General features: G+C 42.8%; 7 protein-coding genes. 6 read left to right on the plus strand and 1 reads right to left on the minus strand.

What is annotated here, in order from left to right; translation table 11 throughout:
- Nucleotides 1-135: 135 nt before the first annotated feature.
- Complete coding sequence (locus CDH51_RS08780) at nucleotides 136-2,784, minus strand: DUF5686 and carboxypeptidase regulatory-like domain-containing protein (RefSeq protein WP_100628261.1); 2,649 nt, start codon at nucleotides 2,782-2,784, stop codon at nucleotides 136-138.
- A 475-nt stretch (nucleotides 2,785-3,259) separates the two neighbouring features.
- Between CDH51_RS08780 and CDH51_RS08785 the strand changes: the two genes are divergently transcribed.
- From CDH51_RS08785 to CDH51_RS08810, 6 genes are all read left to right on the plus strand, one after another.
- Complete coding sequence (locus CDH51_RS08785) at nucleotides 3,260-6,250, plus strand: SusC/RagA family TonB-linked outer membrane protein (RefSeq protein ID WP_100628262.1); 2,991 nt, start codon at nucleotides 3,260-3,262, stop codon at nucleotides 6,248-6,250.
- 19 nt (nucleotides 6,251-6,269) lie between these two features.
- The gene (locus CDH51_RS08790) at nucleotides 6,270-7,760 is read left to right on the plus strand and encodes a RagB/SusD family nutrient uptake outer membrane protein (RefSeq protein WP_100628263.1); all 1,491 of its coding nucleotides are present in this window, start codon (nucleotides 6,270-6,272) and stop codon (nucleotides 7,758-7,760) included.
- Nucleotides 7,761-7,822: 62 nt separating this feature from the next.
- Nucleotides 7,823-11,095, plus strand: coding sequence for a VCBS repeat-containing protein (locus tag CDH51_RS08795; protein ID WP_100628264.1), 3,273 nt, complete (start codon nucleotides 7,823-7,825; stop codon nucleotides 11,093-11,095).
- Nucleotides 11,058-11,639, plus strand: coding sequence for a hypothetical protein (locus CDH51_RS08800; protein WP_232724781.1), 582 nt, complete (start codon nucleotides 11,058-11,060; stop codon nucleotides 11,637-11,639). Before CDH51_RS08795 ends, CDH51_RS08800 begins: the two co-directional genes overlap by 38 nt.
- A complete protein-coding gene (locus CDH51_RS08805) occupies nucleotides 11,636-14,935 on the plus strand; it encodes a VCBS repeat-containing protein (protein WP_100628266.1) in 3,300 nt (1,099 codons plus the stop codon). Before CDH51_RS08800 ends, CDH51_RS08805 begins: the two co-directional genes overlap by 4 nt.
- Complete coding sequence (locus CDH51_RS08810; protein WP_100628267.1) at nucleotides 14,925-18,197, plus strand: VCBS repeat-containing protein; 3,273 nt, start codon at nucleotides 14,925-14,927, stop codon at nucleotides 18,195-18,197. The genes CDH51_RS08805 and CDH51_RS08810 overlap by 11 nt, the downstream gene beginning before the upstream one ends.
- Nucleotides 18,198-18,268: the final 71 nt, after the last annotated feature.

Raw genomic sequence — 18,268 nt, forward strand, 5'->3', positions numbered from 1 at the left:
TTGACCGTAGCATTTTCGAATTTTCTTCGGGCTAAATTGAGTACGAGTCGAGGGAAACCCGAAGAATATCCGAATGAAAGCCGTAGAAAACCTAAAGATACCAAGGCTTAGCCATGGCTTTGAAATAGGAATGAATTACTGAATCTGTATAAAAGTCGCCACACCAAATCTCACACCTCCACGCAGATAATTTCCATTTTCAAACCCTGCACCTATCTCTACACGGAAGATCCTAAACAAATTATCCAACGAGTAGCCTACTTCTACATAGTGAGGGGAGTTTTCGGTTTTAAGATAGTTCAAGAAAACATTTTCCTGCACTCCTGAAAATCGAAGCATCGGAAGCTGAGTCAGGAGAAACTTTCGGAATTGATAATGGAAAATACCTGACAAATAAGAGCTTGAAGTGCTGTATTTGTAATAGTCCATAAATCGGAAGTTGGAAGCAGGACCAAAGTTTGAAAAGATGGTACGATTGCCCCCGAAGTGCTGGAAGTCTGGAAAATAAACCCGATTGGAATTCAAGAAAGTCCCGGCACTCACATTGAAATCGAACTTCCCACTGATTCCAAAGGTGTAGTCATGCTCCACTCCTACCCGAATGTGGTCAAAGTCTGCTGCATAATCTTGCTGTCGGGTCAGTTGTGGAATAGCTTTGATGTAATCAAACCGAATCAATGGCGCTCGATCCGAAATAGGGTATTTTCGACCATTTCGGATACCGTATTTTATTCCAGGCCTCCATTCTACACCTAGCTGAAGCTTAGCAATCTGATGGTCTTGAAATGCCTGATTACCGGTCTCTACGTTTTCAGGTCGATTTGGGGTATAAATCCGCTCACCTCGATTATAAAAACTGTAATCCGAGTTATTGAAAAGCTGATTTCGCTGCGCATAGGTGAAATTCACCCGGTAAGTAAAACCATAATCCACCCGATGAGCCCAAAATGCCCGACCAAAGCTTTGCTCATAGAGCTTCATGTAATTTTGTCTGAACAAGAGCGAATACAAGGCATTCACTTGCTCATTGATAGGCTCTCCCCCATTAAACTGATAAATAAAACGCCCCCCCTCAAGTCCATAAGAGTAGCCCGAGGTGGGCTTGTTGCCTGACCAGCGCAAGGTAGATTTTCCATAAAATCGCCTGCTACTGAAACCATATCTGAGTTCGGGTTCGATATTGAAACTCTTCCGAAAGACATTGACACTATCTGCCATCGGTATTTCTTTCGCTTTCCGATAGAAACCTGACACACCAACTTTCAGTCCCTCCACGGTATTGAAAGATATTTTGGTCCAATTCTGATTGAATCCTATGCTCCTACCTTTTCCAAAACTGTAAGTAGCCCCATTGAGAAAGTCCAAGGGCCGATATTTCCTTCTTGCCTTTTTGGCTACTGAGTCTACCTCACTCATTTTGGCAGCTTCCACCACTGCCAGACTATCATCCCGCTCATAGCCTTGAATCTCCTTTGCTGTCAAAGGAACCGGCCGGATGCTATCCCAATAGCTCAAGTCCCGCTTTTTCGCAAGACTGTCCACCGTATAATTCCGCTCGATAATCACCTCTTCTTCCCGTTGCTCTTGGAGCATTTCCTTTTCATACTCATTGAGAAGTTTCCGGTATTCCTTACGCGTCTTGGGAGTTTCACTGCTTAGCTTTTCTAGAAGCCCCAGATCTTCGGCTTCTTTTGCCATTGCATCCTGAGGCTTTTCCTCAATTTTTTCATCGATAATCTCAGGAGTTTGGACAAGGTCAGGATTCAGCACTACCTCATAATCCCGGGTAGAAGCGAGGTAATTAAATTCACCGGCAAAGCCGAAAATCTTTCCTGAAAAGCGGTAGGTATGTGTAAAGGGCATCCAAACATTCTCAGCCACAGGGGCGTATTGTTGCTTGGCTTCGATTTGAAAACCCAAAAGCGAAGACTTCAGATCCAGACTATGAATGGCCCATAGATCCTCGATAATGTAAATGTACCCGTCAAAAATCCGCTCGCCACGCGACCGAGGGATTACCCGGATTTTATTGACCATGACATCTTCATCAAAAAAACTTCCTTCATAGCGAAAGCGATAATACTGAAAGGCTGCTCGAGATAGTGGAGAGATGATTTCATTGATTTTTTCTTCGTAAAAACTCGTCTGAATGTACGGAGCGGGTGAAGTGTTTTGATTATCCCCATTGGTACGGATTGAGATGACCTCTTCTTCCAATTTGTCAGGTAATGAAAACCGGATCTTGGAAACCGACTCTGAAGTGTAGGCTTCATTCAGGTTCAGTCCATCTTTTTCAAGCGTTTTTTTAAGAAAAAAGGGAGCATCCGTCAATTGACCTGTTCCCTTCAGGTAGACAGTCATCTCATACGATTGGAGCTGCAGTCGATGGTACTTTGCCTTAGAGATGGCTTTCCTCATGATAGTCAAAGCGGGATCTTCAGCACCTGCCCGAACTTCTACCTGCTCGAGTGTGTAAATCTGAGGCTCCAATCTTACATCAAAATCTGTCCAAGCACCTTCTTTGACAACCAAGGTCTCGATGCGTGATTTATATCCCAAAATCTGAAAGTAGACATCGTAGATTCCCTCCGGTAATTTCATTTCATAATAACCTTCATCATTGGCAGGCACTCCATCTCCAAGGTTTCTAATAAAGACTGAAGCGTAAGGCAAAGGCTCTCCATCATTAGAAAAAACCCGACCACGAATTCCCTGAGAAAAAGAAGAAAATGAAATGAATAAAAATGACAATATTAAGAGTGAAAAAGCTGCAGGATTTTTCATATAAAGCAGAGTAATAGAAGTAATAAAATAAAATTACGAGGAATAGATTTCCAGAGTTGTAAAATGCTCACCAGTCCAAACAAGGGTCTTTTTGGGACCAAAAACAAGGCGAAAAGGAAGCAAAAAGACCAATTTTAATTTTTTTAGGAAAATAGACTACTTTTTAAAATTTTTTAAAGATGTCATTTCTTGAAATAGAGGCACTTCCTCGAAAGCTTCAAAATTTTCATTTTTTTAAAAATATTTCAATTTTTTAAGTTTTAATAAAAGGAAAACGATTTCCATTAAAAATATTTCAATTAATAATTCGATAATATATGGAATTATTAAAATATACTTTATTCTATTAAAAGGCGCTTTTCCAACATACTCCTTTGCACTTTGTTAAATATTGCAAAATCAAAAATAATACAACACATTAGTTTCGAAATTAAGTACTCATACCTATTTCGCTTTTTAACTAACAAAAAACCCTATGAGAAATTATTTACAACAGTTCAAAACATTGGCTTTTGCACTGACCCTCCTATTTGGGGTGTCTTTCCTAGCCAATGCGCAAAACAGAACCATCACAGGTACCGTCCTGGATGCTTCTCTTGGTGACCCTGTTCCCGGTGCCACTGTGCTAGTCAAAGGCACCACCCGCGGGGTTGCAACGGATTTGGATGGAAAGTTTACTCTTGACATTCAATCAGGCGATCAAATCTTGGTAGTTTCCTTTGTAGGATACCTAACCCAAGAAGTAGAAATCGGAAACCAAAGTAGCTTCACCATTAATCTGGAGGAAGATATCCAGAGCTTGGAAGAAGCAGTGGTAATTGGTTACGGTTCTCAGGACAAAAAGGAAATCACCTCAGCAGTAGTGGGTGTGAAACCTGAAGACTTCAACCGTGGTAACGTTGCCAATCCGGCTCAGTTGCTTCAAGGTAAAGTAGCAGGTCTATCCATTACTCGTCCAGGTGGTAACCCAAATGCTGGATTCAACATCCGATTGAGAGGTCTTTCTACCTTCGGGGCCAACTCCTCTCCACTTATCGTATTGGATGGTGTGATTGGTGCTTCTTTGGAAAACGTCGATCCGAATGATATCCAATCGATCGATGTTTTGAAAGATGGTTCTGCAGCTGCAATTTATGGTGCAAGAGGTTCTTCTGGTGTAATCTTGATCACTACTACTAAGAAAGGAAGCAAGGAAGGCCGAGCTGAAGTAAGCATCAATTCATTTGGTACATTAGATCAAGCCACAAACCTGATTCCTGTATTGTCTCCAGAGGAATTTGTTGCCCGTGGTGGTACTGATTTCGGAAGTGAGACAGATTGGAGACAGGAATTGATCAGAGATGCTTATTCCTACACTACAAATGCAAGTATTTCCGGTGGATTTAACAACACCAATTATTTGGCATCTGTCAATTATCGGAGTAATAACGGAGTAGCTAAGGGAATTTCAAATGAAAGATTGAATACTCGAATTAATTTATCCCAAGCTGCTTTGGATAATAGATTGCGATTCAATGTTAATCTTTCGTTTACAACAGTCGAATCAAATTCAGTCCCTGAGTCAGCATTTAGATATGCAACTATTTACAATCCGACTGCTCCTATTTTCGAGGATACTGAAGATGCCAATCAGCGATTTGGAGGATACTTCCAGCGTGACCTATTTGATTTCTTCAACCCGGTAGCATTGATCAATCAGCAAAGAGGCATCAATGAAATCAAAACTGCATTGACTTCATATCGAGTGGAGTATGACTTCCTGCCAAACTTGACACTATCTGCTCAATATTCAGAAGATAGAAGAAATGAATTGATCGGTAACTTCTGGTCTATCCAAGATTTTCAGGTAGGATTTGGAGCTAGAGGTTCTGCTGAGCGGATCACCAATGACCGAGTTCAACGAATCTTCGAATCTACCCTTAGATATGAAGTAGATTTGTTTGATGGATTGAATCTTGCTCTATTGGGTGGTGTCGGTACGCAGACTACCAAAAACCAAGGATTCGGTGCACGTTCAAGACAATTCCTATTCGATACAGGATGGGATAACCTAGGAGCAGGTGCACTTCGAATCGGTAACTTTACCAATATGTATTCTTATGCCAATCAGGATCAATTGAATTCTGTATTTGGTCGAGCGAACTTTAACTATAACAACTTCTTGTTCTTCTCTGCGTCTGTCAGAGCGGAAACCTACTCAGGATTTGGACCAGAAAATCAAACGGGTGTATTCCCAGCCTTCTCTTTGGGCTCGGACTTTACGCAGATTTTCGATATGGGAGTATTCTCTCAGTTCAAGCCAAGAGTATCTTACGGTGTGACTGGTAACCTTCCTCCATCTCCTACCCTGGCTTTGGGTGTATTCGGAAATGGTAACCGAATTGACTTGGATGGTGATCCTTTGAGTACTGATGACATCTATGTGGGTATCATTCAAAACTCCAACCCAAACAGATTCTTGAAGTGGGAAACAAAAAGAGAATTCAACGTAGGTGTGGATTTCGGTATTTGGGATAACAAGGTGACTGGTAGCATGGACTACTACACCAGAAATATCTCCGACCTACTATTCAATGTGCCAGTTGGTGGTGGACCAAACATCTTCGACCCAGGACGATTCAACACCGTTGGAAGTACTTGGGTTAACCTTGCTGATTTGAGCAATGCAGGTTTTGAATTCGCTGTAGCAGTAAATGGCTTAAACTTGGGAGAAGTCCTTTGGACACCAAGCGGTAACTTTACTATCTATCAAAAGACTCAAATCGAAAGCTTATCGGCTTCTGGTCTTGGATTTGATGAATTACGATTTGCGACTCCAGGTTCTCCAGGACAAAACAACAACCCAATTATCTACAATAGAGTAGGTCAGACATTGGGTGATATCTATGGACCAAGATTGCTAGGTCTATCTGAATCAGGTGAGTATATCTTATCTACCACGAATCCAGATGAGTTTGAAAGACTAGGAAATGGACTTCCAAAAGGCGAGTTTGGTTTTGCCAACAACTTCGCTTGGAGAAACTGGACATTGAACTTCTTCCTTAGAGGTGTATGGGGTCATGACCTTTACAACTCTTACAGAGGATTCTACGAAAATGCGGATGGAGCTTCTGTAACTTGGAACTCTGTAATTACAGAGAAAACTCCAACCAATCCGGTGGTAACCTCAACCCCAACCTTTAATAGCTCGTATGTAGAAGATGCAAGCTTTATTAGACTGGATAACATGGAGTTAGGTTATAACTTTAGAACTAATTCACCAAATATTGGTTCTTTTAGAGTATACTTTGCCGCTCAGAATCTTTTCACTATTACCAACTACACGGGTATCGACCCGGAGGCAAGAGTAACTGACTCAGAAAATGATGATAATTTCACTACTGCCCTTTCCCCAGGGATTGAGCGTAGAGATCAGTATTTCCAGACCCGCTCATTTACATTGGGACTTTCTTTAAACTTTAAATAATCAATCAAAATACAGAGATATGTTTAAATCAATTCGAAAAACCTTTCTTTTGATCCCTGCGACATTGATGCTGGGATCATGCTGGGAGTTGGATCAAGAGGTGCTGGATGGGATTACACAGGAAGAGGTGAATAATAGCAACAATCCGGTATTGATTGATGTCTTGAAAGCCTCTGCTTACTCAAGAATTGTAGGTAGCTGGGGTGGTCACAACAGTATTTGGTCTATCTATGAAGTCACATCTGACGAGCTAGCTATTCCTCAAAAAGGTGCTGACTGGGAAGATGGTGGCCTTTGGCTACGGGCTCACAGACACACTTGGCAAGCTTCCGATGAAGCCTTCAACAACTCTTGGGCTTATTGCTACACTGCAATCGGTGAAATCAACAACTTGATCGTTTCTTATAGAGATGTTCAAGCTTTGACTGCTGAACTTAGAGTACTTAGAGCATTGGTATATTCTTGGCTTATTGACAGTTTCGGAAATGTTCCAATCGTCACAGAGGATGACTTAGAGGGTAACCCTACTAACAATTCCCGTCAGGAAGTATTTGACTTTATCGAGCAGTCTATCTTAGAAAATGTGGATTTACTTCCGAAAACTGACACTAAGACTACGTTGAACTACTATTCAGCTCATGCTGTCTTGGCTAAGTTGTATTTGAATGCTGAAGTATACACAGGCACGGCTCGTTGGGCCGACGCGGAAGCTGCAGCAGACGTGGTGATCAACAGTGGTCTTTATTCTCTATCATCTAACTTCTTTAGCAACTTTTCTACAAGAAATGGAGGATCAACAGAAAACATCCTGACTCTTCCTTATGATGAGAATAACGCTGGTGGATTCAACTTGGCGCAGATGACTCTTCACTACTCCAGTCAGGCTACTTACAACCTACAGGAGCAGCCTTGGAATGGATACGCTTCCTTGGAAGAGTTTTACAACTCGTTTGATGACAATGATGTCAGAAAGAACTCCTTCTTGGTAGGTCCTCAGTTTGCTGCTGATGGTACTCGTTTGAATGATATTTCTGCCGAAGCAGAAGATCCAGATGGAGAGCCTTTGACCTTCACTCCTGAGATCAACGAATTAGCTCCTAACGCTTTGCGTCAAGCGGGTGTTCGGGTAGGTAAATTTGAGTTTGCTTCAGGTGCTGCTTCCTCTTTGAGCAACGATTATCCTTTGCTAAGACTTGCGGACATGTATCTGACTAAAGCAGAAGCTGCTTTCCGTCAAGGAAAAACAGGTGATGCGCTTGCAGCGATCAACATGGTAAGAGAAAGAGCTGGCATGCCTGCATTCGCTTCTTTGACCCTCGAAGACATCTATGATGAGCGAGGAAGAGAAATGTTTGCTGAAGCTTCCAGAAGAACTGACCAGATCCGTTTCGGTACCTGGAATGATCCATGGTGGGAAAAAGGACAGTCTGAGCCGTTCAGAGCACTATTCCCTATTCCATTGCAGCAGATCAATGCTAACCCTAACTTGGTACAGAACCCAGGTTACTAATCACCTATTAATTTGAATCAAAAAGGAAGTGTACATTCGTGCACTTCCTTTTTTTTACAAGTATGAAGAAGTCAGCTTCTTTCCTTTTTATTCTTTTTTCCATACTCGCCTCCTGTCAGAAAAAAGGAGAAAGCGAGCAATTACTTTTTGAAAAAATAAAGCCTGAGGAGTCAGGGATAACATTCAGAAATGACCTTAGCTATACCGAGTCAGTTAACCCATACACTTTTCGAAATTTCTACAATGGAGCTGGTGTCGGTTTAGGAGATTTAAATAATGACGGACTGATTGATATTGTTTTCTCAGGAAATCAGAGCCCCAACAAAATCTATCTCAACGAAGGAAACTTCAAATTCAAAGACATTACGGATTCCGCCGGGATTATTTCCCAAAATGAATGGAATACCGGAGTAAGCCTGGCAGATGTGAATCAGGACGGTCTACTCGATATTTATTTTTGTAAATCCGGCCCTCTCAACAGTGCCAATCGAGCCAATGAGCTCTATATCAATCTGGGAAATCTACAATTTGAGAATCAAGCAAAAGCCTATGGCTTGGATGAAGTTGGACTCTCCCAACATGCAGTTTTTTTTGACTTTGATAAAGACGGAGACTTGGATGTATACCTTCTGAGTAATTCTGCCCGCTCAGTAGGAGTATTTGATCTGCGTGAAGGGCAACGTGAAATCCGAGATCCCGAAGGTGGGAATAAGCTTTTCAGAAATGAAGGAGAAAAATTCACCGATATCAGCGAAGAAGCAGGGATTTATGGCAGTGTGATTGGCTATGGACTCGGGGTGACGGTCGCTGACCTCAACGAGGATTTTTGGCCTGATCTATATGTTTCCAATGACTTTTTCGAGCGGGATTACCTCTATCTCAATAATCAAGATGGGACTTTCCGGGAGGTTCTCCCTGATCTCCTACCCGAAATCAGCATGGGATCTATGGGAGCTGATATTGCAGATCTCAATAATGACGGACTTCCCGAAATATTCGTGACTGAAATGCTTCCTGCAGATTTGGCACGTGCCAAAACCAAAACACCTTTTGAAGAATGGGACAAGTATCAATCTAACCTGAAGGCTGGTTACCACCGACAATTTACTCGAAACACCCTCCAAAGAAACTTGGGAAAATACCCAAATTCTGATTTACCCTTGTTTACAGAGATAGCCCGAATGGCTGGTGTGCATGCTACCGATTGGAGCTGGGGAGCTCTGATCTTTGATGCTGACTTGGATGGTTTGAAGGATGTTTTCGTAGCCAATGGCATCGTGAAAGACCTGACTGACTTTGACTTCGTGGATTTTTACATGAACAATCAGGAGAAGATCGAGGATTATCGGGCAGATTCTATTTTGGTCACCAAGATGATCGATGCCTTTCCTTCCAATCCACAGGTGAATTTTTGGTTTAAAAACCAAGGGAACTGGTCATTTGAAAATCAGGCAGAAACGAGTGGATTAGATCAGGCAACTTTTAGTACGGGGGCAGCCTATGGTGATCTAGATAATGACGGAGACTTGGATCTGGTGGTAAACAATCTCAATGATGAAGCAGGAGTCTATCGGAATACCAGCATAGAAAAGCAGCAGAGCAATTTTATAGGCTTGGATCTAAGTGGATATTTTGGAGCAAAAGTTTCAATCAAAACTGCAAAAAACAAACAAGTTCAAGAGTACCATCCAGTCAAAGGGTATATGTCCTCTGTGGATCCCCGTTTGGTTTTTGGATTGGGAGATGAATCTTCCATTGAGGAAATCCAAGTAATTTGGCCGGATTTAAGTGAGACTATTCTCAGCAACATTTCCGCAAATCAATACCTAAAGCTCTCTCCTTTAGAAAAGGAGCTTTTAAAGGATCAGAAAGACTTGGTTTCTCCACTTTTAGAAGAGCTCCCACTTCCCGAAGGTATTAAGCATCAAGAAAGTCCTTTTGTGGATTTCGATCGGGATAGACTTAGGTTTTGGTCCATCAGTAACGAAGGCCCGAGAATAGCATCCACTCAAGAAGCGGATGGATCGCTGATTTTTCTTCCGGGAGCAAAGGGCTATCCTTCCCAACTATTCAGATTAGATCAAGCTGGAAAAACCAAGGACGAAAGTGAGCGATTGGTGGGGCAAAATCCAGAAATGGAAATCGTAGGAGCTGCATTTTTCGATGCCAACGGAGATGGACGGCAAGATTTACTCACATGGTCCGGAGGAATAGAATTCCCGGCTCGTAGTCCTCAATATCGTGATCAACTTTTCATCCAAAACGAACAAGGAGAGTTCATTTTAAGTGAACAAGGATTCGATTCCCGACCCACTGCTTTTGCTCTTTCGCATGATCTGGACCAAGATGGGGACGAAGACTTGATCTTTGGATACCGTGCCCACCCTTTTGCCTATGGAGTACCGGAGGGATTGGGTATTTGGCAAAATGATGGAAAAGGAAATTTCAAAGACATCTCTGAATCCTATGGAGAGTCTATTTCCAGTCTTGGGATGCTGACCGATGGAGCATTGGCAGACTTGGATGGAGATGGCATGAGTGAGCTAATTGTGGCGGGAGAATGGATGGCTATTCAGATCTTTTCATTGGATGAAGCACTAACCAACCGTACTGCCGAATTTGGATTTGCGGAAAGTACAGGCCTTTGGAATCGACTTTTGGTTGAAGATCTCGATGAAGATGGATACCCAGAAATACTAGCTGGAAACAGTGGAACCAATACCCGCCTTCACTTCAAAAATGGTTCAACGCTTCGGATGTATATCAATGATTTTGACCAAAACGGAAGCCTTGACCCGATTCTCTGTGAGTTTAATGGGGAGAAATCAATTCCCTGGGTGATGAAAAACGCGCTACTCAAGCAAATCCCCTCACTTCGAAAAAACCTAGTTCGCTATTCCGACTATCAGGATAAAAGCATGGAGGAGCTTTTCCCTGCCAATTCCCTTTCAAATTCCTTAATTTTGGAGGCTGAAAATCTGGAAACTACCCTTTGGAAAAATGAGAATGGGGAGCGATTTACCAAGTCAGAATTGCCGCAGGAAGTGCAGCAAGCTCCGGTATTTGCAATTCATTCGATTGAGACAGCAGCTGGCAAATACCTCATATTGGGGGGTAATCAGAGTCGTATCAAACCAGAACTTGGAACGCAACTAGCTTCCTACGGATGGGTTTTACAAAAAGACAATTCAGGAAAATGGAAGGCTATGATGCCTGCCGAAAGTGGAATGGCAATTCCAGGAGAAATCCGGGATATCCTAGCCATCCAAAACAATCAATATTTAATCGTAAGTAAAAATGATGATAAACCGGTTCTATTTAAGATTCGTCCTTAGCTGTACCATGCTATCGGGTTTGATTTCTTGCCAAAGCGAATATCAAAAAATAGAGCAAGAGGAACTTTCCTCAGGAGAGATCAATAATGAGCTCTTTCTGGATTTGGAATTAGGAATGGTAAGAAAGGACTTCTTCCAGACCTGTTGGGATTGGAATAAGAAAGGAGTGCTAAGCAATGGCCCCACCGAGCTTTCCGTTGAATACAATGTGACCCTACCTTCCGGAAAGGATGCGAAGATGCGGTTCTACCCCAAATTTGAAGATGATAAGATCTACCTGATGCCTGTGGAATTCACTTACGAGGGATGGGCTCCATGGAATGAAGAGCTAAGCGTGGAAAACCTCCGGGAAGATGTTGTAGCTCAATTTGAAGAGTGGTACGGACCTGGATTCTTTGAAGTCAGTAATGAAGATCGAAGTCTGATAGCCTTTGTGAAAATCGACGGTAATCGCAGAGTTCGGGTTTTCAAAAAAAGCCTCTCCGTGGTGAGGGCTGAGATAGCCGACTTAAACATTTTGAAAAGCCTAGAAGAAAACGAATGAGAAATTACTCTTACATAGCACTCAGTTTAATCTTGGCTTTTTCCTGTAAACAAAAGGAGGAGAAGGCGCCTACTCTTTTTCAGGAATTAGACCCCGCAGTCTCTGGAGTAAACTTTAGCAATGACCTATCCTTTGACGAGGATTTCAATATTTTCACTTATAGAAATTATTACAACGGAGGTGGAGTAGCTCTAGGGGATGTCAATCAAGACGGACTGCTCGACATCTACCTCACAGCCAACCTGGGGCCGAACAGACTTTATCAAAACCGAGGAAATCTAAAATTTGAGGATGTCACGGAGCAGGCAGGAGTAGCTGGGACCCGTGCATGGTCTACGGGTGTCGCTATGGCTGATGTGAACGGTGATGGATTGCTTGATATCTATGTCTGCAACTCCGGGGATATTTCCGGCGACAATAAGCAAAATGAGCTTTTCATCAATCAGGGTAATGGGAGTTTCTCGGAAGAGGCTGAAAAATATGGCCTAGCAGATGAGGGATTTTCTACGCATGCCGTGTTTTTCGACTATGACAAGGATGGAGACCTAGACGTCTATCTTCTAAACAATAGCTATCAGGCCATTGGCAGCTTCAATAAAATGCAAAATGAGCGACCCAAACGCGATCCGGTTGGTGGTGATAAACTCTTTCGGAATGATGGGGAAAGCTTCACAGATGTCAGCGAAGAGGCGGGAATTTACGGATCGATTATAGGTTTTGGGCTAGGCATCACCATCGGGGATGTGAATCAGGATACTTGGCCGGACATTTTCATCTCCAATGATTTTTTTGAAAAGGACTATCTCTATATCAACAATCAGGACGGAACCTTCACTGAATCTTTGGAGTCATCCATGCGATCCATTTCCGCGGCTTCCATGGGTGCGGATATTGCAGATATTAATGGAGATGGCTTGTTGGACATTTTTGTCACAGATATGCTCCCAGAACCCTTGGAGAGACTGAAGCAGGTAACCACCTTCGAAAATTGGGATAAATTTCAGTTTAATAAAATCCACGGCTACCATTATCAGTTTTCGAGAAATATGCTCCATCTGAACAATGGGGATGGAAGCTTTAGCGAAGTCGGCCGGCTTGCCAACGTAGAAGCAACGGATTGGAGTTGGGGAGCCCTGATTTTCGACATGGATAGCGATGGCAAGCGGGACCTTTTCGTAGCCAATGGCATCTACCAAGACATTACCGACTTGGATTACCTGAACTTCATCGATGATGAAGACACCAAAGTAAAAATTATCACAGGAGAGGGTGTAGACTATCGGGCTTTGATAGATCCGATTCCGATTAATCCTGTCCCAAATTACGCTTATCAAAATCAAGGCAATCTGAAATTTGTCAATCAAGCTGATGCCTGGGGATTGGGAGAAGCCATCCATTCTAATGGGGCTGCTTATGGAGACCTCAACAATGATGGCTACCCTGATTTAGTAATCAACAATGTAAATCGTTCAGCACAGCTTTTCATCAATCAGGCCGACAGTTTGTTGAGTGAAAAAAACTACTTGCAAATCCAGCTAGAAGGCAAAAGTAAAAACACCTATGCGATCGGAACTCAAATTCAAATCAAGGCTGGAGAGGAGATTTTCTATCAGGAGCAAATGCCCAATCGAGGCTTTCAATCCTCTGTCGACCCAAAAATTACGATCGGACTTGGAAGCATAACCGAACTGGATGAAATCCGCGTCACTTGGCCTGACAACAGGGAAACCATCCTCAAGGATCAAGACGTCAACCAATTGATTTCCCTGAAATGGGAAGATGCCGAAGAGGCCATTGACCGTCCTTCTTCTGATTCTGGTTTTGGGACTTTCAAAAAAGAGAATAAAGATCAGCTCGCCTTCGAGCACCGGGAAAACATCTTCGTGGATTTTGATCGGGATAGATTGACCTACCATCTATTTTCTACCGAGGGGCCGGCCATGGCCACAGCTGATGTGAATGGAGATGGGCTGGAGGACTTTTACTTTGGAGGATCAAAAGACGCAGCAGGACAGCTATTCTTGGCCAGTTCAAGTGGTGATTTTCAATTTAGCTCTCAAACAGCTTTCGAAGGAGATAAAAATTCAGAGGATACGGATGCAGTATTTTTCGACGCCAATGGAGATGGATCTTTGGATCTCTTTGTAAGCTCCGGAGGAAATGAATTCCCGCTAAATGCCTTGGATCTTGCTGACCGACTTTACCTAAATGACGGGAAAGGAAATTTCACCAAATCCGAAAACAGTGGCTTGCAAAGCCTTCGGGGCAGCAGCTCGGTAGTCGTCCCGATAGACATCAATGAAGATGGTGCAATGGACTTGTTTATCGGTGACCGTTTAGTTCCTTTCGTTTATGGCGCTCCTGCAAGCAGTCATATTTGGATCAATGATGGAAAAGGGCAATTCACCGAACAAACACAAAATTACGCTCCTGAACTACTAGAAATCGGCATGGTCACAGATGCTGCCAAACTTGATTGGGATGGAGATAGAAAAGAAGATTTGGTACTGGTGGGAGACTGGATGGCACCGACCTTCTTCAGAAATACAGATGGAAAGCTAGAGAAAATCAGCATGCCTGAAATGGAAGGTAAAAAAGGCTGGTACCGAAGTCTCAAAGTAGCTGACCTCAACAAGGATCAAAAACCGGATTTGATTTTGGGAAATCAAGGGCTAAATACCCGATTCAAAGCATCTGAGGAACAGCCTGTCCGCCTGTACTTAAATGATTTTGATCAAAACGGTTCTATTGAGCAGCTTTTTACGACAGTCCGAAACGGAGTCGCTATTCCATACACGCTCAAACACGAACTAGAAAAGCAGGTCCCAAGTATCAAAAAGAAATACATCCGCTACAGCAATTACAATAATCAAACGCTGGAGCAGATTTTTGATCAAGAAACCATCGGAAAATCCATTATCAGCGAAGTCAATCATTTGGAATCAGGGGTATTGATGAATCAAGGTTCAGGGAAATTTGAATGGAAATCCTTACCAATTGAAGCACAGCGATCCATGATATTTGCGATTGAAACAGCTGATCTGGACGGTGATGGAATTCTGGATCTGATCTTAGGAGGAAATCTTTATGGGATCAAACCCGAAATCGGAAAATCAGATGCAAGCTATGGTGAAGTGCTGCTTGGGAATGGGGATGGAACGTTCCGCTTTATTCCCAATCGCATTCATTCGATGCAATTGCAGGGAGAGATTCGTCATTTCAAATGGCTAAGTGATTCAAGGCTGCTAGTAATCAAAAACAACGCGGCAGCAGAAATTTGGAGGTATGAGGAGTAGAATCAAAAGCAGATTAATTCTCGGTATTCTTGGATTTTCATTCTCTTTTTATTCCTGTGAAGAAAAGAAAAAAGAGCAAAGCCTCTTTGAGCTCATTCCTGCAGAGAAGTCCGGTGTAACATTTGAAAATTCACTTCAATCCACGGACTCATTGAATATCCTGGAGTACCTATATTTCTACAATGGAGGAGGAGTTGCAGCTGGAGACATTAATAATGATGGTCTGGTCGATTTATTTTTTACCGGAAATCAAGTTCCCAATAAGCTGTACCTAAATAAGGGCAACTTTCAATTCGAAGATATCAGCGAATCCTCAGGAGTTCAATCTGTCAAAGGCTGGTCCAATGGGGCCATTTTCGGTGATGTAAATGGAGATGGCTTTTTGGACATTTATATCAGCCAAGTGGGTGATTACAAGGGGATCCAGGGTCATAACCGACTCTTGATCAATCAAGGAGATCTGACTTTTGAAGAAAAATCAGAGCAATACGGGGTTGATTTCAAAGGATTTGGGACTCATGCGGCTTTTTTAGATTTTGACAGAGATGGAGACCTCGACCTGTACTTGTTGAATCATGGTGTGAAGTCACCGGAGGTTTTTGCCCAATCAGAAAACCGATATAAACCGGATGAAGGCGGGGATAAGCTGCTGAAAAACTTATCGGTAGAAGGAGAAGATCGCTTTGTGGATGTCACTGAGTCCGCTGGAATTTACTCCAGTATTCTAGGCTTTGGCCTGGGTGTAGCTGTCGAGGATTTCAATGAAGATGGCTGGCCGGATCTTTACGTTTCGAATGATTTTACAGAAAATGATTACCTCTACCTAAATCAGCAAGACGGTACTTTTGAAGAATCCTTGGAGTCCCTCATTGCCAACACCTCGCGCTACTCCATGGGAAATGATGCCGCCGATCTGAATGGAGATGGAAAGCCGGATATCATCACCACCGATATGCTACCCGAAGACCCGGAGATCTGGATGAAATCCGTCGGTGAGGACAAAGTAGAGGTTTACTCGATTAAAAAGCAGTTCAATTATGGAGATCAATATGTCAGGAATCATCTGCAATTGAATCAGGGAAAGAAAGGTTTCAGTGAAATCGCGCTTTATGCCGGTACTTTTGCCTCCGACTGGAGTTGGTCCCCATTGATTTTTGATATGGACAATGATGGCTTGATGGACATCCACATCACCAATGGCATTGTCAAAAGACCGAATGACCTGGATTTTATCCAATATTCTCAGGAGGCTGATCCTAATATGACTTTCTCGGAGCTTCGCAAAAGACAAATCGACATGCTCCCAAGCGTTAAGCTTCCAAATTACGCCTTTCAAAATCTGGGTAATCTAAAATTTGAACAGGCACAATCAAGCTGGGGACTTGATCAGGAATCCTATTCCAATGGCAGTACTTATGCCGATTTGGACAATGATGGGGATTTGGATCTCATTATCAATAATCTGGATCAGCAAGCTTTCATCTACCAAAATCAAAGTGAAAGGCTAAATAGAAATTTTGTCCAAATCAGTCTTTCTTCAAGCAGCAAAAACCCATTTGGAATTGGGGCAGAAGTCCAGGTTTTCGCTGGAAAAAGAGTTTTTCGCCAATTCCTCAGTACCTCGAGAGGATTTCAGTCAGGTACGTCAACCATCCTGACTTTTGGATTGGGCGAAATCGACGCGATAGACTCCATACAAGTCAACTGGCCTGAGGGAGAACAAGAGACCTTCAAAAATATCCCAATCAACACCCTCCAAAAGCTCAAAAAAGGGAATGGTGAATTAAGAGAAAGTAAGCTGAGAGTTGAGGAGGAAATTCTGTCAGACAGTCCATTCAACTGGAAACATCAAGAAAAAAACAGCATCAAAGAAAGTGATCGCGAATACCTGATCCCCCGAAGCTATGCAATTTCAGGGCCTGCCATCGCGGTGGCAGATGTGAATGGTGATGGGTTGGAGGATATCTATTTGGGAGGTGCTAAGGATCAGGCAGGTGAACTGCATTTGCAACAAGCAGATGGGTCTTTTGAAAAAATTGAAAACCCAACCTTCAACCAATTGGCCAGAGCAGAGGATATCGTTACCACTTTTGCTGACTTGAATGGAGATGGTGCTTTGGATCTCTATGTAGCAAGTGGGGGAAATGAACTCGAGCAAGGAAATCTATTTCTTTTTGATCGGGTGTTTTTGGGAAATGGTACCGGTCAGTTCACTTTCTTCCCAAATGCCTTGCCACCAATTGGCGAAAATACGGCTGCGATAGCACCCTCAGATGTAAATGGCGATGGTGCTTTAGACCTCTTTATCGGAGCTTCGAATGTGGCAGGCGACTATGGTGCAAGCCCAAAAAGCTACCTCCTCATCAACAACGGAAAAGGGCAATTTCGAGAGCAAACCGAAGAATGGTTTGGAGTGAACATCGATTTCGGGATGGTCAATTCAGCCATGTGGAGCGATTTGGATCAGGATGGGACTGATGAACTCCTACTTTCAGGGGAATGGCAGGGAGTCCGTGTTTTCAAGAAATCAGGTTCTAAGTTTGAAGAAATTTTCCCGAAGGGCTTAGAGAATTCGGCAGGATGGATCAATGAATTGCAGCTTGCAGATATTAACGGGGACGGTCTTCCTGACATTCTCACTGGAAATCTAGGATTGAATTCCAAACTAAAAGCCAGTCCGGAAAAACCGGTTTATTTGTATCATCATGATTTTGACGAAAATGGGCAGGCAGATCCGCTAATCTTTCATTTCATGGGTGAAAAATTGGTACCATTTGCTACCCGAGATGACTTGATCAAGCAAATTCCCGGCATCAAACGCAAGCATCCTAGTTATCAGGAATATGCCCAAATCAAAAGTCCCGAGGACCTTTTTCCCAAAAGCACCTTGGACCAAGTGACACCCAAAAAAGCGGTAGAATTCCGCTCGGGCGCATACCTTCAAAACGCAGACGGGGGCTTTACATTTCAACCATTTCCTTGGGAAGCTCAACTGAGCCCCATATTGGCAATTCATTGGGATCAGGATACCAAAACCCTAATTTTGGGAGGTAATTTCTCAGGATATCGAGTTGATTTAGGAAAAGCATCCGCATCATCTCTTTCGGCATGGAAATGGGATGAGGGCCAATGGAAAAAGGCCCAATTAGATGAAAATCTACCCCTTCATGCAGAGGTGAGAGCTTTGTTTGAGATCAAAAAACAGGTATTTGCACTGACGCATGATGGTCCCATCTATCCTCTTGGACAAATACAGGAATGATAAAAATCATAGCCTGTTTTCATAAATTAACCTAGCTTTGTCCCTATCGTACAAAGTAACAGAGAGTTGAT

Source organism: Algoriphagus formosus (assembly GCF_002807035.1).
GTDB classification, from domain to species: Bacteria; Bacteroidota; Bacteroidia; order Cytophagales; family Cyclobacteriaceae; genus Algoriphagus; species Algoriphagus formosus.